Origin of the sequence: Cupriavidus necator (genome assembly GCF_040578825.1) — a bacterium.
Classification (GTDB): domain Bacteria; phylum Pseudomonadota; class Gammaproteobacteria; order Burkholderiales; family Burkholderiaceae; genus Cupriavidus; species Cupriavidus necator_E.
On record NZ_JBEFLI010000052.1, the window covers coordinates 1 to 16,677 of the forward strand.

Annotated in this window: 17 protein-coding genes; 10 read left to right on the forward strand and 7 right to left on the reverse strand. The window is 68.9% G+C overall.

What is annotated here, in order from left to right:
* From AB1I47_RS22950 to AB1I47_RS22960, 3 genes are all read right to left on the reverse strand, one after another.
* On the reverse strand, positions 1–350 hold a 350-nt coding region (locus tag AB1I47_RS22950; RefSeq protein ID WP_354686014.1), incomplete at its 3' end, for a hypothetical protein.
* A 121-nt stretch (positions 351–471) separates the two neighbouring features.
* The gene (hslO, locus tag AB1I47_RS22955; protein ID WP_354686015.1) at positions 472–1,473 is read right to left on the reverse strand and encodes an Hsp33 family molecular chaperone HslO; all 1,002 of its coding nucleotides are present in this window, start codon (positions 1,471–1,473) and stop codon (positions 472–474) included.
* 50 nt (positions 1,474–1,523) lie between these two features.
* Positions 1,524–2,048 (reverse strand): gamma carbonic anhydrase family protein, encoded by a 525-nt coding sequence (locus AB1I47_RS22960; protein WP_354686016.1) that lies wholly within the window; start codon positions 2,046–2,048, stop codon positions 1,524–1,526.
* A gap of 161 nt (positions 2,049–2,209) precedes the next feature.
* Here AB1I47_RS22960 and AB1I47_RS22965 point away from each other — a divergent pair, with 161 nt between their 5' ends.
* A complete protein-coding gene (locus AB1I47_RS22965; RefSeq protein WP_354686017.1) occupies positions 2,210–3,064 on the forward strand; it encodes a ferritin-like domain-containing protein in 855 nt (284 codons plus the stop codon).
* Between the two features lie 30 nt (positions 3,065–3,094).
* Here AB1I47_RS22965 and AB1I47_RS22970 read toward each other — a convergent pair whose 3' ends face one another.
* Both AB1I47_RS22970 and AB1I47_RS22975 read right to left on the reverse strand, forming a co-directional pair.
* Entirely contained in the window at positions 3,095–4,300 is a 1,206-nt protein-coding gene (locus tag AB1I47_RS22970) for an MFS transporter (protein WP_354686018.1), read from the reverse strand.
* Positions 4,297–5,517, reverse strand: coding sequence for a serine hydrolase domain-containing protein (locus tag AB1I47_RS22975; protein ID WP_407935890.1), 1,221 nt, complete (start codon positions 5,515–5,517; stop codon positions 4,297–4,299). Before AB1I47_RS22975 ends, AB1I47_RS22970 begins: the two co-directional genes overlap by 4 nt.
* 148 nt (positions 5,518–5,665) lie before the next feature.
* On the opposite strand from AB1I47_RS22975, the gene AB1I47_RS22980 reads away from it, so the two are divergent.
* Entirely contained in the window at positions 5,666–6,601 is a 936-nt protein-coding gene (locus AB1I47_RS22980; protein ID WP_354686020.1) for a LysR family transcriptional regulator, read from the forward strand.
* Here AB1I47_RS22980 and AB1I47_RS22985 read toward each other — a convergent pair.
* On the reverse strand, positions 6,598–8,328 hold the full coding sequence (locus AB1I47_RS22985) for an acetate--CoA ligase (RefSeq protein ID WP_354686021.1): 1,731 nt from the start codon (positions 8,326–8,328) through the stop codon (positions 6,598–6,600). The genes AB1I47_RS22980 and AB1I47_RS22985 overlap by 4 nt on opposite strands.
* Before the next feature lie 137 nt (positions 8,329–8,465).
* On the opposite strand from AB1I47_RS22985, the gene AB1I47_RS22990 reads away from it, so the two are divergent.
* Complete coding sequence (locus AB1I47_RS22990) at positions 8,466–9,359, forward strand: alpha/beta fold hydrolase (RefSeq protein ID WP_354686022.1); 894 nt, start codon at positions 8,466–8,468, stop codon at positions 9,357–9,359.
* Between the two features lie 9 nt (positions 9,360–9,368).
* Here AB1I47_RS22990 and AB1I47_RS22995 read toward each other — a convergent pair whose 3' ends face one another.
* Positions 9,369–10,451, reverse strand: coding sequence for an NAD(P)/FAD-dependent oxidoreductase (locus tag AB1I47_RS22995; RefSeq protein WP_354686023.1), 1,083 nt, complete (start codon positions 10,449–10,451; stop codon positions 9,369–9,371).
* 151 nt (positions 10,452–10,602) lie between these two features.
* Here AB1I47_RS22995 and AB1I47_RS23000 point away from each other — a divergent pair, with 151 nt between their 5' ends.
* The 7 genes from AB1I47_RS23000 (at position 10,603) to AB1I47_RS23030 (ending at position 16,658) form a co-directional block, all read left to right on the forward strand.
* Positions 10,603–11,448 carry a 3',5'-nucleoside bisphosphate phosphatase gene (locus tag AB1I47_RS23000; RefSeq protein WP_354686024.1) on the forward strand — a complete coding sequence of 282 codons (846 nt, stop codon included), beginning with the start codon at positions 10,603–10,605 and terminating at the stop codon, positions 11,446–11,448.
* A gap of 75 nt (positions 11,449–11,523) precedes the next feature.
* Positions 11,524–12,147, forward strand: coding sequence for an L-threonylcarbamoyladenylate synthase (locus AB1I47_RS23005; RefSeq protein ID WP_354686025.1), 624 nt, complete (start codon positions 11,524–11,526; stop codon positions 12,145–12,147).
* A gap of 78 nt (positions 12,148–12,225) precedes the next feature.
* Positions 12,226–12,891, forward strand: coding sequence for a site-2 protease family protein (locus tag AB1I47_RS23010; RefSeq protein WP_354686026.1), 666 nt, complete (start codon positions 12,226–12,228; stop codon positions 12,889–12,891).
* Between the two features lie 17 nt (positions 12,892–12,908).
* Positions 12,909–13,499 (forward strand): class I SAM-dependent methyltransferase, encoded by a 591-nt coding sequence (locus AB1I47_RS23015; protein ID WP_354686027.1) that lies wholly within the window; start codon positions 12,909–12,911, stop codon positions 13,497–13,499.
* A 137-nt stretch (positions 13,500–13,636) separates the two neighbouring features.
* Complete coding sequence (gene dapA, locus AB1I47_RS23020; protein WP_354686028.1) at positions 13,637–14,521, forward strand: 4-hydroxy-tetrahydrodipicolinate synthase; 885 nt, start codon at positions 13,637–13,639, stop codon at positions 14,519–14,521.
* 48 nt (positions 14,522–14,569) lie between these two features.
* Positions 14,570–15,796, forward strand: a complete 1,227-nt coding sequence (gene bamC / locus AB1I47_RS23025; RefSeq protein WP_354686029.1) for an outer membrane protein assembly factor BamC — start codon at positions 14,570–14,572, stop codon at positions 15,794–15,796.
* Between the two features lie 73 nt (positions 15,797–15,869).
* Positions 15,870–16,658: an MBL fold metallo-hydrolase gene (locus AB1I47_RS23030; RefSeq protein WP_354686030.1), complete on the forward strand. Its 789-nt coding sequence runs from the start codon at positions 15,870–15,872 to the stop codon at positions 16,656–16,658.
* The last annotated feature ends 19 nt before the right edge of the window (positions 16,659–16,677 follow it).

Genomic DNA, 16,677 nt, shown 5'->3' on the forward strand with positions numbered 1-16,677 from the left:
CCGCCACCCCACCCGCCGTAATACAGATTCCAGCTCGTATTGGGATAGGCATAAGCCGCCCGCGCATACGCCTCGGCCTGCTGCTCCCGCGCAATTGCCGCATCCTGTTCGCGCAGCACCTGCTGGTTCAGCGCATCGAGCTTCTTCCTCGCTTCCGGCGTCAGCGGCGCAGGCGGGATGGCATTGGGCGCGAGCCGCGCGGTGGGCGGTGCGCCATTGACGTCGCGCGGCATCCCGGCGCAGCCGGCGGCCAGCAGCAGCGCACCGATGGCGACGCCGGTGGCAAGGCCGCGCAGGGCGGCCACGGACGTGCGGGATTCAGGAAGGGAGGGATTGGCTCGGGCGGACATGGCTGTTCTCAGGCTTGCAGCGAGGTACTGCAATCGTACAGCCGTTGGACCAGGCGGCGCAGCGGATGTTTCCGTTGCGCCGCCTGGCGCCTTGCCGGGACGGCGCCGTTGGCGCCGGAGTTCAGTGGTGCTGGTGCGCGCCGGCTCCGGCGCCAGTGGCGATATGGGTGGCCGAGAAGAGCTGCGCGCAGTCGACCGGGTCGAACTCATAGCGCTGGCCGCAGAAGTCGCAATGGATCTCGACGCTGCCGCGCTCGGCGATGATGCTTTCGATCTCTTCCTGGCCCAGCGACTGCAGCATGCCCGCCACCTTGGGGCGCGAGCACGTGCAGTGGAAATGCGGTGTCAGCGGCTCAAACACGCGCAGGCCGGCGTCCTGCAGGTCTTCCCAGAACAGGCGGCGCAGCAGCGTGTCGGGCGTCTCGGCCAGCAGCTCGTCGGCCTTGAGCGTGTTACCCAGCTGTACGGCGCGGTCCCAGGTATCCAGGTCCTGCGCCTTGGCATGGCTCGACAGCGGCGCGCCGGTTTCGCCCACTTCGGCGGTGCCGCCGTAGGACGGCAGCTTCTGCAGCAGCATGCCGGCGGCGACATGGTCGTCGGCAGCCAGCCACAGGCGCGTGTCGAGCTGCTCGGACGCGTGCATGTAGTGCTCCAGCACCGCGCTGATCGAGCCCAGCGGGCCGTGCGCGTCGGCCAGCGGCACGATGCCCTGGTATGGCTGCTGGCCCGGCAGCTTGTCCTTGGGATCCAGCGTGATGGCAAAGCGGCCGTGGCCATGCGCGTGGACCAGGTCGGCCAGCGTGGCGTCGTCGGCAATCTCGGCGCCCTCGGCCAGCTTGGCGGTGGCGCGCATCGACAGGTCGGACAGGCACTCCACCACCAGCATGCGCACCGGGCCGTCGCCGTGGAGCTGCATCACCAGCGCGCCGTTGAACTTCAGGTTGGCCGACAGCAGCGCCGCGGCGGCCATCATCTCGCCCAGCAGCCGGCGGACCGGCGCGGGGTAGCGGTGGCGGCCCAGCACTTCTTGCCAGGTGGCTTCCATGCGCACCAGCTCGCCGCGCACGGGGGCCGCGTCGAACAGGAACTTCTGCAGGGTGTCGGGGGGGGTGGTATCGGTCACAATGTCTGTCGATGCTTCGGTTAGTGCCGCGGCGGGGCGCTGGACTGGGTTCAGCCGATCCGCTTGAGCTGTTGCTTGTACATGGCCTGGCGCGTGGCGTAGGTCTCGGCGTTGCGATAGAGGTTGGCGACGTCCTCGTCGGTCAGCTGGCGCACCACCTTGGCGGGCGCGCCCAGGATCAGCGAGCGGTCCGGAAAGACCTTGCCCTCGGTGACCACCGAGCCGGCGCCGACCAGGCATTCCTTGCCGATCACGGCGCGGTTCAGCACCACGGCCTGGATGCCGATCAGCGAGCCTTCGCCGACGGTGCAGCCATGCAGCATGGCCTGGTGGCCGATCGAAACCTTGTCGCCCAGGGTCAGCGGGCAGCCCGGATCGGTGTGCAGCACGGAGCCTTCCTGGATATTGGTGTCCCGGCCTACCACGATCGGCTCGTTGTCGCCGCGGATCACGACACCGGGCCAGGCACTGGCGCGGGACTTGAGGGTCACGTTGCCGATAATGGTGGCTTCGGGCGCCACGTAGGCATCGCTGTCGATATTGGGCTTGACGTCGCCGAGCTGGTAAAGCGCCATGAGGTCTCCTGCACGAAAGGCTTTTGTTGAAGTGGGGGTTGCCGCCGGACTTTAAAGGGTCGGTGGGGCGCTGCGCGGCAGCAAGGCCGGGATGCCAGCGGCGGCGCGGCAGCGGGGTGCCGGCGAGGCCCTACAATGGCGGCAGACCGGATTTTACGCCCATGCCAGAAAAAACACCTGCCGCCGCTTCGCCTGATCCATCACTTTCGGCTCGCCGCCAGGCCCTGGCGGTGCTGTGCATGACGGATGCGCCCGCCAAGGCGGCCGCGGCGCGGGCCTTGTATCGCCAGGCGATGGCGCTGACGGACGACGCGCTGGACGCGGCCGAATCGATCGAAGCCGGGGATGCCGGTCGCATCCCGGGCCGCCCCGAGCGGCCGCTGCTGGTGGCGCCGCAGGACGTCGACCGCCGCCGCTCGCTGCATACCCCGGCCGGCCGCGCGGCCATGATCCATGCCCTGTGCCATATCGAATTCAACGCCATCAACCTGGCGCTCGACGCGGTATGGCGCTTCGCCGGCATGCCGCCTTCGTACTACCGCGACTGGCTGCGTGTGGCTGACGAGGAGGCGTATCACTTCACGCTGCTGGCCGACCATCTCGGCACGCTCGGCGCGTCCTATGGCGATTACCCGGCCCACAACAGCCTGTGGGAGATGACCGACAAGACCGCCGGCGACGTGCTGGCGCGCATGGCGCTGGTGCCGCGCACGCTGGAAGCGCGCGGGCTCGACGCGTCGCCGCCGGTGCGGGCCAAGCTGGCGGGGGCGGGCGATCATGCCGCCGCGGCCATCATCGACATCATCCTGCGCGACGAGGTCGGGCACGTGGCGATCGGCAACCACTGGTACCGCTGGCTGTGCGGGCAGCGGGGGCTGGAGCCGGTGGCCACCTACGCGCAACTGGCCGAGCGGTACCGGGCGCCGAAGCTGCGCGGGCCGTTCAATCTCGATGCGCGGCGTGCCGCGGGTTTTGACGAGGATGAGCTGGCGTGGCTGGAGGCTTCGGCCGGTTGATCGGACCCTCGCGCAGTGCTGCCCCAGGCGTCAGCCGCGCGGCGGGAAGCCATGCCTGCGCGCCGACCAGACCGCTACCCATGTGGCAGCGAGCAGCGCAGCCAGCGCCGGCGGGAATGCGCCGATCCCGAACCCGTCCAGCAGCAGGCCGCCAATGACGCCGCCGCCGGCGATGGCGATATTCCATGCGGTGACCAGCATTGACTGCGCCACGTCAGCGGATTTGCCGGCGGTCTTCGCCAGCGCCGTCTGGAACAGCGTCGAGACACCGCCAAAGCCCACGCCCCAGATCGCCGCAGCGGCATAGATCACGCCCGGGTGCCCGCCTCCGGCGCCTAGCGCCACTACCGCAACCCCGAACAGCAGCGTGCTCGCCAGCGTCAGGGTCCGCAGCCACCTGTCGATCAGCACGCCGGTGATCCAGATGCCGGCCAGCGCTGCCACGCCAAACACAAGCAGCACAAGGTCAAGCCGTGCTCCGGCGTTCCCTTCCCGCAGAAACGGCGCGATATAGGTGTACAGGATGTTGTGCGCAAGCACGAAGGCGAGCGTCACGAACAGCACCGGACGCACGCCCGGCATGGTGAACACGCGCGCAAGCGGAAGCCGCTGGCTGGCGGGCTGGCCGGCAAAATCAGGCACGCTTGCCAGCACCCAGGCAACCAGACCCAGCGTCATCACGCTCATGATGCCGAAGCATGCCCGCCAGCCCATGATGGCACCGAGGAACGTCCCGGACGGCACCCCCAGCGACAAGGCCAGCGGGATGCCCACCATCGCGACGGCAATGGCGCGGCCCTTCCTGTGATCCGGCACCATGCGCGCGGCATAGCCCGCGAGCAGCGCCCACAGCAGCCCAGCCGACACGCCGGCGACAAAGCGCGCAGCCAGCGTCAGGACATAGCTGCCTGACCAGGCCGTCACGGCATTGGCGACGGCGAAACCCGCGATGGCCAGCACCAGCAGCGGCCGCCGCCGCATGCCTTGCGTCGCCGCCGTCAGCGGAATGGCGGCGACCAGCGAGCCCAAGGCGTAGATGGTGACGAGCTGGCCGGCAAGCGGCTCGGAGATGGCAAGGCCGGCGCCGATCTGGGGCAGCAGCCCTGCTGGCAGGGCCTCGGTCAGGACCGTAATGAACCCCGCGACGGCGAGTGCAAGGAGGGCCCGGAGCGGCAGCCGCGCGGGCTGCGCCTTCTGCTCAGCATGGGTCGCGAGTGTGTCGATGGCTGTCGTCATGCCGGCACCTTGGTCGGGGTTTCTGCGTTGCGGGTGGATGGCTTTGGCGCAGCGGCCGGAGTGAGGCCGTAGACCGCGTCACGCACGTCGGTGACGAAGCGGCCGGACATGCCCTCGTACAGCGTGTTGGTGAACGCCACCACGCTCAGTCCCTGGCTGCGGTCGACAAACCAGGCATGGCCGTAGGCACCGCCCCAGCGCCAGGTTCCCGCCGATTCAGGCGAGTCGGCCTGGCGCGGGTTGCGCAGTACCGAGAAGCCCAGCCCGAAGCCGAGTCCCGGCGCATCGGGCAGCTCAAGGCCCGCGGCGTGATCGCGCGCCATGTCGTCCACCAGGCTGGCTGGCAGCAGGGTGCCGCCGCCCTGACGCAGGGTTTCCAGCAAACGCAGGAAGTCGCCGGCGGTGCCGGCCATACCGGCGCCGCCGGAAGGGAAGGCGTCGGATCTGAAGATGCGGGCGCCGCTGAAGGGAATGCCGACCGTGCCTTCCATTACCGGCACCACTTCGCCTTCCAGCAGCCGGTGCGGCTGCGGTGTGTCGTTGACATAGGCAGTCGGCACCCGCGCCGCATCGCGCGCAACGAAGCCGGTATCCGCCATGCCCAGCGGGCCGGTCACCAGCTCGCGCACTGCCACGTCCAGCGGCGACCCGTGCACGCGCTCGATCAATGCACCGAGCACGTCGGTTGCCAGCGAATAGCCCCAACCGGTCCCGGGTTCGTACCGCAGCGGCACGCTGGCGAGGCGCCGCAGGTTTTCCTGCAGGCTGATGGCGGCGTCGTCCATGCCGTCGGAGACGCCGGCGCGGGCATAGGGCCCGTTCGCGTCGGGCTCGAAGAAGCGATAGCCCAGACCTGCCGTATGGCTGAGCAATTGCCGCGCCGTGATCCGTGCCGGGCGGCCGTCGGCCAGGCGCGGGCGGAACTCGGGCAGCCACCGGTCGATACCCTGGTCAAGGTCGAGCCGGCCCCGCGCCGCCAGCACCAGCGCAGCCACGGAGACGATGGGTTTGCTTACGGAAGCGAGGCGAAAGACGGCATCGAGCGTCATCGGTCGCCCGCTCTCACGGTCCGCCACGCCAGCCGCCTGCCGGTGGACCGGTTCGCCATCACGGCTGACCAGCACCACCGCGCCGACCAGGCGCTTCTCGTCCAGCGCCTGCCGGACAACGGCGTCGATGCGCTCAGGCAGGGAAGCTGGGGACACGCCGGAGAGCACGCCGGCATGCGGTGCAAATGCGGGGAGAGACACGGGGATTCCTTTTTCAATGAACGACCCGCCCACGATAAGCAGCCGGCCATTAAAGAAAAAGTGGGTTACAGTTCCTTTTTCTCCGGAACTTTATGTCCGTAATCGGGGTGGCATCATGGACAGCCTGAGTGGCTTTGCGGTGTTCGTGCAGGTTGCCGAGACGCGCAGTTTTGTCGCCGCCGGCCGCTTGCTGGGCGTGTCGGCGTCCGCAGTCGGCAAGAGCGTGGCGCGGCTGGAAGAGCGGCTTGGCGTGCGGCTGTTCCACCGCAGCACGCGCAGCGTCACGCTGACCGCCGAAGGCGCGCTGTTCCTTGAGCGCAGCCGCCGCGTGCTGGCCGAGATCGAAGCGGCGGAGCTGGAGCTGGCCGAGGCCACCGCAGCCCCGCGCGGGCGCCTGCGGGTCAGCCTGCCGCAGGTCAGCTCGCTGGTATTGCCCGTGCTCGGCGATTTCATGCGCGGGTACCCGGACATCGAGCTGGATCTGGACTTCACCGACCAGGTGGTGGATGTCATCGAAGAGGGCTTCGATGCGGTGGTCCGCACCGGCGATCCAACCGACTCGCGCCTGTCGGCCCGCAGGCTGGGGGCGTTCCGGGCGGTGCTGGTCGCCTCGCCCGGGTACCTGGCGCGGCACGGCACGCCGAAGGTGCCCGCCGACCTGGCCAGCCATGCCTGCCTGCACTACCGCTTCCCCAACACCGGCAAGCTGGAGGCATGGCCGCTGCGGCGCGCGCCGGGCGCGCCCGAGCTGGCATTGCCGACCTCGATGATCTGCAACAACATCGAGACACGCCTGTGTTTTGTGCTGCGCGGCCTGGGCATTGCCTGCCTGCCGGATTTCTCGGTCCGTGCGCTGCTGGCCGATGGCAGCCTGCGCCAGGTGCTGCCTGACCATGTGGGGCCGGCCAAGGCCTTCCATGTCCTCTGGCCGGCAAGCAAGCATCCGTCGCCCAAGGTGCGGGCGCTGGTCGATTTCCTCTGCGCGCGCGTCTTTCCCGCGGATGACGCCCGGCCCGCTGCCAAACCGCCGGCCAGCCGCGTGCGGGCTTAGGCGTGCTTGGCTGCGCGCTCTTCCTCCAGCAGCCGCAGCACCCGCCGCTGGATCTTGCCGGTCGTCGTCATCGGCAACTGGTCGATAAACTCGATCGCCTTCGGGTATTCGTACGGTGCCAGTTGCCCGCGCACATGCGCCTGCAACTCCGCCACCAGCGCCGCGTCGCCGTCGAACGAGCGCGCCACCGACGGTGTCAGCACCACGAAGGCCTTGACTACCGCGCCGCGCTCGGGATCGGGCGAGGGCACCACCGCGCAGTTCGACACCGCCGGATGCTTGAGCAGGCAGTTCTCGATCTCGCTCGGGCCGATGCGGTAGCCCGATGACTTGAACACATCGTCGGCACGGCCCTGGTACCACAGGTAACCGTCGGCATCGACGCGCGCCAGGTCGCCGGTGCGGCACCAGCGCAGGCCGTCGCGCTCGACGTACTTGGCTTCGGTCGCGGCCTCGTTCTTCCAGTAGCCGAGAAAGAACACCGGGTCCGGATGCCCGGCGATATCGGTGGCGCAGACCGCGACTTCGCCATCCTCGCCCGGCGCGCAGGGCCGGCCTTCGTCGTCGATCACCTGCACGCGGTGGCCGGGGTAGGGACGTCCCATCGAACCCGGCCGCGCCGGCCAGCCCAGCCGTTCGTCGTCGTACTGCGCGGTGCAGTTGCCGACGATGTAGTTGATCTCGGTCTGGCCGAACATCTCGTTGACGATCACGCCCAGCGCGTCGCGGCACCAGCCGAACACGGTCTCGCCCACGGCCTCGCCCGCGCTCATCAGCGCGCGCAGCTTGATCGCATAGCGCTGCCGCGGCTCGGGGCAGGCCTTCATCATCTGCTTGAGCGCGGTCGGGAACAGGAAGGTGTTGGTGACGGCGTAGCGCTCCAGCAGCTCGAAGGCGCGCTCGGCGGAGAAGCGCCCCTGGTAGCCGACGATGGGCTTGCCGAAGTAAAGCGCCGGCATCAATGCATCCCACAGGCCGCCGGTCCAGGCCCAGTCGGCCGGGCTCCAGAACACGTCGTCGTCCTGCGGATACCAGTTCTGCGAACAGACGAAACCGGTCAGGTTGCCGATCAGCGCGCGGTGCGGGATCAGCGCGCCCTTGGGCGGGCCGGTAGTGCCGCTGGTGTAGATCAGCACCGCGGCCTCGTCGGCCTTGGTCTGCTCCGCGGTGAAGGCGGGCAGTTGCGCGGCCAGCAGCACGTCCCAGTCGTGGTCGCCGCGGCCGTGCGCATCGCCGGCGGCGATCACGGTGGCCAGCGTCGGGCATTCCGGGCGCGCGGCCAGCACGTTGTCGATCGAGGTTTCGTCGGCGATGGCCACGCTGGCTTCGCTATGCGCGATGCGGTAGGCCAGCGCCTCGGGCCCGAACAGCATCGACAGCGGCATCGCGATGGCACCGAGCTGGTAGATCGCCATATGCGCGATCACCGTTTCGATCCGCTGCGGCATCACGATCGCGACGCGGTCGCCGCGCGCCACGCCCAGCGCGCGCAGCGCCGCCGAGAGCCGGTTGGCCTCGGCCTGGATATAGGCGAAGGTATGGGCGTTGCGGCGGCCGTCCTCGTGCTCGGTATAGACCACGATGCGGTCCATCGTGGCCGGGTCGCGCGCCCAGCGCGCGCAGCAGGCCTCGGCGATATTGAACTGTGGCGGGATTTCCCAGCGGAAGGATTCATACAGGGCGCGGTAATCGTCGCGCCGGCTTGCCGGCAAGGCTGCTGCGGCCATCCAAGTCTCCTGTAGGTCCGCCCGGCGCTATAATGGCCGCAAGCGAACGATCGTTCTATTTTGTTTGGGCTTCCCGTGCACCCCCGCGGCGGCGCCGCGCTCAGCGGCAGGAAGACCCAGACGCAAGGGTGGAGACAATGACAATCAAGGAAACCTCGCGGTCTGAATTTATCACGTTGCGCGGGCTGCGCTACCACGTGCGCCACTGGGGCGCGCCCGGCGCGCGCAAGCTGTTCATGCTGCATGGCTGGATGGATGTGGCCGCGTCGTTCCAGTTCCTGGTCGACCATTTGCGCGGCGACTGGCACGTGATCGCGCCGGACTGGCGCGGGTTTGGCGAGACCGACTGGCCCACGCGCTACCCGGGCACGCAGTCGTACTGGTTCGGCGACTACATCGCCGACCTCGAGGCGCTGCTCGACCATTACCAGCCCGAAGGGCAGGTCGACCTGGTCGGCCACAGCATGGGCGCCAACGTGATCTGCCTGTACGCCGGCATCCGCCCCGAGCGCGTGCGCCGCGTGGTGGACCTGGAGGGCTTCGGCATGACCGCGACGCGGCCGCAGCACGCGCCGAAGCGCTACGCCCGCTGGCTCGATGAATTGCGCGCGGGGGGCGCACTGAAGACGTATGACAGCGTGGAGGGTGTCGCCGCGCGCTTGCAGAAGACCAATCCGCGCCTGCCGGATGATCGCGCCGCTTTCCTCGCCGCGCACTGGTCGCGCCAGAACGCCGACGGCCGCTGGGAGATCCTGGGCGATCCCGCGCACAAGCTGATCAACCCGATGCTGTACCGGGTCGATGAGGTGATGGCGATCTGGGAGCAGGTCAGCGCGCCGGTGCTGCATGTGGAGGCGCGCGATTCGGACACGCTGCGCCATATCGCCCACAAGCAGACCATCGCCGAGTTCAAGGAGCGCTTCCGCGCCTTCCGCGATTTCCGTGAAGAAGTGGTCGACGATGCCGGCCACATGCTGCACCACGACCAGCCGGCCGCGGTGGCGGCCCTGGTCGAGGCGTTCTGCGGCTGACGCCGCCGCTCAGGCGTGCGTGAGCTTTTCCTTCAGCGCGGCGTTGTTGCTGGTGTGCACGTGCACCAGCGCCTTTTCCGGGAAGGCATAGTGATAGGCCTTGCGCAACGCCAGTGCCGCTTCATGGAAGCCTGACAGGATCAGCTTCTGCTTGTTGGTGTAGTAGGCGATATCGCCCGCGGCAAAGATGCCGCGGCGCGAGCTTTCGTAGGTGGTGGTGTCGACCAGGATGCGGCCGGCGCGCATGTCCATGTCCCACTGCGCGATCGGGCCGGGTTCGGACACCAGGCCGTACAGCGCCACCAGCTCGTCGGCGGGCACTACGGTGCTGCCGTCGCGGGTGCGTACTTCCACCTCGGCGAGCGGGCCGTCCGCGCCGTCGGTGCGCAAGGCGCCCAGCATGCCGACCACGAAATCCATCTCGCCCGCGGCCACCGCTTCACGCATCTCGGCAACGGTGCCATCGGCGGCGCGGAAGCCCTCGCGCCGGTGCAGCAGCGTCACGCGCGCGGCCACCTTGCGCAATGCCAGCGCCCAGTCCAGCGCCGAGTCGCCGCCGCCGGCCACCACCACGCGCTTGCCGGCAAAGCGCGACACATCGCGCACCGCGTAGTGCACGTGCCGGCCTTCCAGCGCCGGCGCTTCCGGCAGCGCCACGCGCTGCGGCGCAAACGCGCCAGCGCCGGCGCAGATCAGCACCGCGGCGACATCGAAGCGCTTGCCGGCGTCGGTGGTCACCAGCAGGCGTGGGTGGGCGGGATGGCCATCCTGTGCGGGTTGCGGCAGGACTTCGGACAGGCTTTCGGCGCGCTGGCTGAAGTGCATCGGGAAGGCAAACGGCTCGCACTGCTCCAGCAGGCGGTCCACCAGCTCCTGCGCCAGGCAGCCCGGTACGGCGGGAATGTCGTAGATCGGTTTCTCGGGATACAGCTCGGTGCACTGCCCGCCGGCGCGGTCGAGCACATCGATCAGTTCACATTTGAGGCCGAGCACGCCGGCCTGGAACGCGGCGAACAGCCCGACCGGGCCGGCGCCCACGATCAGGACGTCGGTAGTGGTGACGGCGGGGGAGGTGTCGTTGGACATTGGCATGGCAGGCACGGCAGGTGCCCGAAGAAGACGGTGCAAAGCCCGACTATACCCCCCGCACGACCGCTTTCCGCTGACGCCAGCGTTGCCGGCAGGGCTTTGGCGGGGCGCGCCCGCGTCACGCAACGGGGGGCGACGGGAGTAGAATGGCCGGATGCAAAACGCCCATGCCCTGAACGCCGACCTGCACTGCCATTCCACCGTGTCCGACGGCACGCTGTCGCCGCGCGCGGTGGCGCAGCTCGCGCGCGATGCGGGGGTCCAGATGTGGGCGCTGACCGATCATGACGAGCTGGCCGGACAGGCCGAAGCGCGCGCCGCGGCGGAAGAATTCGGCATGCGCTATGTGCCGGGCGTGGAGATCTCGGTGACCTGGGCGGGGCAGACCGTCCATATCGTCGGCCTGCAGATCGACCCGTTCTGTCCCGAACTGATCGACGGCCTGACCGACACCCGCTCCGGCCGCGCCCGCCGCGCCCGCGATATCGGCGACGCGCTGGCCAGGGTCGGCATCCCCGGCGCCTTCGAAGGCGCCCTTAAATTCGTGGGCAACCCGGACCTGATCTCGCGCACGCATTTCGCACGCTGGCTGGTCGACGAGGGCCATTGCGCCACCATTGGCGACGTCTTCAGCGAATACCTGTCCGAAGGCCGCCCCGGCTATGTCGGCCACCGCTGGGCCAGCCTGGCGGATGCGATCGGCTGGATCCGCGCCGCCGGCGGCGTCGCCGTGATGGCGCACCCGGGCCGCTACAACTACACCGCCATCCAGCACGATGCGCTGTTCGACGAATTCACTGCGCTGGGCGGCGGCGCGGTCGAGGTCGTGACCGGCAGCCATACCCCCGACCAGTACCGCCGCTATGCCGATGTGGCGCGCCATTACGGCCTGCTGGCCTCGCGCGGCTCGGACTTCCACGGCCTTGGCGAAGGGCGGGTGGAGCTGGGCTCGCTGCCACCGCTGCCGGCGTCGGTCACGCCGGTCTGGCACGACTGGTAAGCGCATGCCCGGCATGGGCCGGCGCGCCAGTTCCGATCCCCCGATCCGTCCGCATCCGTCACCGACACCTGGCCCATGTCACAGTACTTCGAGATCCATCCGCTCAATCCGCAGTCGCGCCTGGTCAAGCAGGCGGCCCAGATCCTGCAGAAGGGCGGGCTGATCGCGCTGCCGACCGATTCCAGCTACGCGCTGGCCTGCCAGCTCGACGACAAGCAGGCGGTCGAGCGCCTGCGCCGGCTGCGCGGCATCGACGACCGCCACCACCTGACGCTGATGTGCCGCGACCTGTCCGAGATCGGCAACTTCGCCCGCGTCGACAACCGGCAATACCGCTGGATCAAGGGCGCCACCCCGGGCCCTTACGTGTTTATCCTGGAAGCCACCAAGGAAGTGCCGCGGCGCCTGTCGCACCCGGCGCGCAAGACCATCGGCGTGCGCGTGCCCGACCATGCCATCCCGCTGGAATTGCTGCGCGAGACCGGCGAACCGCTGATCTCGTGCACGCTGCAGATGCCGGGCGACGAGAAGCCGCTCAACGACCCGGCTGAAATCCGCGCCCGGCTGGAAAAGCATCTCGACCTGGTGGTGTGCGGCGGCCCGGCGCCGGCGCAGCCGACCACGGTGATCGACCTGACCGGCGGCGAGCCGGTGCTGGTGCGCGAGGGCCGCGGCGATATCTCGCGCTTCGGGCTCTGAGAGCGGTGCCCGCGGGGCGTTTGCCGGGGGTGCGCGAGCGTGCGCCTGACGGCATGCCGGGCAGTTAGAATAGGGGCCATGGATTCCTCCCTCATCCAGACCTTCGCGGTCTATGCCCTGCCGGTGCTGTTCGCCATCACGCTGCACGAGGCGTCGCACGGCTACGTGGCCAAAGTCTTCGGCGACGACACCGCCTATTCTCTCGGGCGCGTCAGCCTGAACCCGATCCGCCATATCGACCCGATCGGCACGGTCGCGGTGCCGCTGCTGCTCTACATCATGACCAGCGGCCAGTTCGTGTTCGGCTACGCCAAGCCGGTGCCGGTGGTGTTCGAGCGCCTGCGCAACCCGCGCTGGCACGGCATGTGGGTGGCACTCGCCGGCCCGGCCAGCAACGTGGTGCAGGCCTTCGTCTGGGTGCTGCTGGCCATCGGCCTCACCTGGGGCGGCGTGCGCGAGCCGTTTTTCGGCGAGATGGCGCTGGCCGGCGTGCGCGTCAACCTGGTGGTGGCCGCCTTCAACCTGTTCCCGGTGCCGCCGCTGGATGGCGGCCGCGTGCTGACCGCGCTGCTGCCGCAGGGCATTGCCCGCGCGGTGTCGCGCATCGAGCCGTACGGCATCTTCGTGGTGCTGGCGCTGGTGGCCGCCGGCGTGATCACCACGATCTGGATGACGCCGGTGGTCAACGTGCTGATGTCGCTGATCGAGCTGATGCTGCGCCCGATCGTGATGCTGCTGCAGTGAGCGGGGAGGGCAACGCGATGATCCCGCTGCAGCCGACCGCGCATGCCGGTATTTCAGAACCGTCCGCCTGGGTCAGGCGCTGGGTCCACCTGCTGCGCCCCGGGGCGCGCGTGCTCGACCTGGCCTGCGGCAGCGGGCGCCATGCCGCCTGGCTGGCCGCGCGCGGCCATGCGGTGCTGGCGGTGGATCGCGATGCCGACGCCATCGCCGGCCTGCCGGCTGGCGTGCAAGGCCTCGTGGTCGAGCTGGAGCAGGGCGCCTGGCCGCTGGAAAACGAGGCGCCGTTCGACGCCATCGTCGTCACCAACTACCTGCACCGGCCCTTGTGGCCGCACTTGGCCGCGGCGCTGGCGCCGGGCGGCATCTGGCTGTACGAGACCTTTGCCGCGGGCAACGAGACCGTCGGCAAGCCATCGCGGCCGGATTTTCTGCTGCGCCCCGGCGAGCTGCTGGAGGTGGCCCGCACCCATGGCCTGCGTGTGATCGCCTATGAAGACGGCGTCATCGAAGTGCCGAAAACAGCCTTCGTGCAGCGCCTATGTGCGGTGCGCGAGGTGGATGGCGCTGGCCATGGGCAGGCGCCGCCACGCTACCGGCTCGACCCCTGAGGCGGGGCCGGCGGCTGTCGGCGAGAATGCCGCTGCACACGTTGAAACAGTTGGTATCAACCCCTGTCCGGGCAGCGGTCGAAGCGGCCTGCGGTTCCGGTACAATCCCGTTATTCGCATCCCGAATCCCTAACGTTATGACACAGATTACCGGCAGCATCGTCGCCATCGTCACCCCGATGCATGAGGACGGCAGCCTGGACTTCCCGGCCCTGCGCGCACTGGTCGACTGGCACGTTGCCGAAGGCACCGACGCCATCGTGATCGTGGGCACCACCGGCGAGTCCCCGACGGTTACCGTCGAGGAGCACTGCGAACTGATCCGCGTGGCCGTGGAACAGTCCGGCAAGCGCATCCCGATCATCGCGGGCACCGGCGGCAATTCCACCAAGGAAGCGATCGAGCTGACGGCGTTCGCCAAGAAGGTGGGTGCTGACGCTTCGCTGCAGGTCGTGCCGTACTACAACAAGCCGACCCAGGAAGGCATGTACCGCCATTTCCGCACCATCGCCGAAGCGGTGGAGCTGCCGGTGCTGCTGTACAACGTGCCGGGCCGCACCGTTGCCGACATGAGCAACGACACCATCCTGCGCCTGGCGCAGGTGCCGGGCATCGTCGGCGTCAAGGAAGCCACGGGCAATATCGACCGTGCCGCGCAGCTCATCAACGACGCGCCGGAAGGTTTTGCCATCTACAGCGGCGACGATCCCACGGCCGTCGCGCTGATCCTGCTGGGCGGCCACGGTAATATCTCGGTCACCGCGAACGTGGCGCCGCGCAAGATGCACGAAATGTGCGCCGCGGCACTCAAGGGCGACGTTGTCACCGCACGCCGCCTGCATATGGAACTGATCGGACTGAACAAGGCCATGTTCATCGAAGCCAATCCGATCCCGGTGAAGTGGGCGCTGCAGCAGATGGGCAAGATGCAGGGCGGTATCCGCCTGCCGCTGACCCCGCTGTCCGAGAGCAACCACGAAACCGTACGCAAGGCACTGGCCGCCGCCGGCCTGCTGGCCTGATCTCACGCGGCGTCTAGCTGTCGCTCGCTCTACTAGGATTGCGTGTCAATGAAACTGAAGCTTAACCGCCGCGGCGCGACGCAAGTCCGCCGCGCCGCACTGGTTGTGCCCGTGCTTGCCGCGGGCGTGATTACCGGCTGCAGCAGCATCAACGAAGCGATGCAGCCGGACAAGATCGACTACAAGTCGTCGGCGCAGAAGCGCACGCCCACGCTGGACATCCCGCCGGACCTGACCAAGCTGGAGGGCGATCGCCGCTATTCGGTGCCCGACGCGAACGGCACCTCGACGCTGTCGAACTACAGCCAGGCCACCAAGGTACGCGAGCAATCCCCGACCGAGAACGTGCTGCCCTCCGCGCAGGGCATCCGCATGGAGCGCGACGGCAACCAGCGCTGGCTGGTGATCAGCAACGGCATGCGTGCCGACCAGCTCTGGCAGCAACTGCGCGGCTTCTGGCAGGAAAGCGGTTTCCTGCTGGTGCAGGACTCGCCCGAGACCGGCATCATGGAAACCGACTGGGCCGAGAACCGCGCCAAGATTCCGCAGGACATCGTCCGCAATACCATCGGCAAGGTGTTCGACGGGCTGTATTCGACTTCGGAGCGCGACAAGTTCCGCACCCGTGTCGAGCGCTCGCAGAACGGTACGCTGGAGGTCTATGTCAGCCACCGCGGCGCGCAGGAGCAGCTGACCGGCATCGACAAGTCCAGCACGGTCTGGACCCCGCGCCCGGCCGATCCCGAACTGGAAGCCGAGTTCCTGTCGCGCCTGGCCCAGCGCCTGGGCGTGCAGAAGGAGCAGGCCGACCGCATGGCCAAGAACCCGGCCGCGGCCGGCACTGCCGCTGCTGGCGGCACGGCCGCTGCCGCTACGGCTGGTGCAGCCGCTCCGGCGGAAGGCGCCCCGCAGAAGTCGTACCTGGCCCAGGTCAACGGAGCCCCGGCGCTGCAGCTGCCGGAGCCGTTCGACCGCGCCTGGCGCTCGGTGGGCCTGTCGCTGGACCGCGTCAACTTCACCGTTGAAGACCGCGACCGCGCGCAGGGCCTGTACTACGTGCGCTATGTCGACCCGCGCACCACCGCCGACAACCGCGGCTTCTTCTCCAAGCTGTTCACCAAGCCCGAGGATCCGAAGACCGCCAAGAAGTACCGCGTGTCGCTCAAGGGCACGGGCAGCGGTACGCTGGTGACGGTGCTCAACGACGCCGGCCAGCCGGAGACCGGCGAAATCGGCAAGCGCATCCTGTCGCTGCTCGACGAGCAACTGCACTGAGCCGGCGGGTGACCGGCATCTCCACCGGCCGGCGCCCACGGCGCCGGCGGGGCGAGCCTGGGTGGGCGCGGCCATGATGCGCTTCGCCTTCCTTGGCAGCGGCAGCGAGGGCAACTCGCTGCTGATCGAATCCCGCGAAGACACCACCACCACACGCGTACTGCTTGACTGCGGTTTCGGCATCCGCGAGACCGCCCGGCGCCTGGAGCGCCTGGGCGTCACGCCGGACCAGCTCGACGCGGTGCTGGTCACGCACGAACACGGCGACCATGTCGGCTCGGCGTACGCCTTCGCGGCACGTCACCGCCTCACCGTCTACACCAGCCACGGCACCTGGCTGGCCACTTCCCGTCTGCGCGGCGCCGATGCGGCCGACGTGCGGGTCTGTTGCGCCGATCATACGTTCAGCGTAGGCGGCTTGCAGGTCATGCCCTATACCGTTCCGCACGATGCGCGCGAGCCGCTGCAGTTCGTGTTGTCGGACGGGCAGGCCCGCCTGGGTGTGCTGACCGATGCCGGCATGGAAACACCCTATGTGACGGCACGGCTGTCGGGTGTCGACGCGCTGGTGCTGGAATGCAACCATGACCGCGAGATGCTGCGCAATTCGGTCTATCCGGCGTCGCTGAAGCGGCGCATCGGCGGCGACTTCGGCCACCTGGCCAACGAGGTGGCGGCCAGCATCCTCGCGCAGGTGGCCCATGCGGGACTGAAGCGCGTGGTCGCCGCGCACCTGAGCAAGCAGAACAACACGCGCGAGCTGGCTACCGGCGCGCTGGCGGGCGCGTTGGGCGCGTTGCCGGCCGATGTGCTGGTGGCGGACCAGGACGAGGGCCTGGACTGGCAGGCGGTGCGCGCCTGACGGGCCGGCCGCGGAAGGG

Bases quoted from the DNA above. Each gene is read 5' to 3' on its own strand.
- AB1I47_RS22960 (WP_354686016.1), bottom strand. From the start codon at position 2,048: ATGGCGCTTTACCAGCTCGGCGACGTCAAGCCCAATATCGACAGCGAT.
- AB1I47_RS22965 (WP_354686017.1), top strand. From the start codon at position 2,210: ATGCCAGAAAAAACACCTGCCGCCGCTTCGCCTGATCCATCACTTTCG.
- AB1I47_RS22970 (WP_354686018.1), bottom strand. From the start codon at position 4,300: ATGACGACAGCCATCGACACACTCGCGACCCATGCTGAGCAGAAGGCG.
- AB1I47_RS22980 (WP_354686020.1), top strand. From the start codon at position 5,666: ATGGACAGCCTGAGTGGCTTTGCGGTGTTCGTGCAGGTTGCCGAGACG.
- AB1I47_RS22985 (WP_354686021.1), bottom strand. From the start codon at position 8,328: ATGGCCGCAGCAGCCTTGCCGGCAAGCCGGCGCGACGATTACCGCGCC.
- AB1I47_RS22990 (WP_354686022.1), top strand. From the start codon at position 8,466: ATGACAATCAAGGAAACCTCGCGGTCTGAATTTATCACGTTGCGCGGG.
- AB1I47_RS22995 (WP_354686023.1), bottom strand. From the start codon at position 10,451: ATGCCAATGTCCAACGACACCTCCCCCGCCGTCACCACTACCGACGTC.
- AB1I47_RS23000 (WP_354686024.1), top strand. From the start codon at position 10,603: ATGCAAAACGCCCATGCCCTGAACGCCGACCTGCACTGCCATTCCACC.
- AB1I47_RS23005 (WP_354686025.1), top strand. From the start codon at position 11,524: ATGTCACAGTACTTCGAGATCCATCCGCTCAATCCGCAGTCGCGCCTG.
- AB1I47_RS23010 (WP_354686026.1), top strand. From the start codon at position 12,226: ATGGATTCCTCCCTCATCCAGACCTTCGCGGTCTATGCCCTGCCGGTG.
- AB1I47_RS23015 (WP_354686027.1), top strand. From the start codon at position 12,909: ATGATCCCGCTGCAGCCGACCGCGCATGCCGGTATTTCAGAACCGTCC.
- dapA (WP_354686028.1), top strand. From the start codon at position 13,637: ATGACACAGATTACCGGCAGCATCGTCGCCATCGTCACCCCGATGCAT.
- bamC (WP_354686029.1), top strand. From the start codon at position 14,570: ATGAAACTGAAGCTTAACCGCCGCGGCGCGACGCAAGTCCGCCGCGCC.
- AB1I47_RS23030 (WP_354686030.1), top strand. From the start codon at position 15,870: ATGATGCGCTTCGCCTTCCTTGGCAGCGGCAGCGAGGGCAACTCGCTG.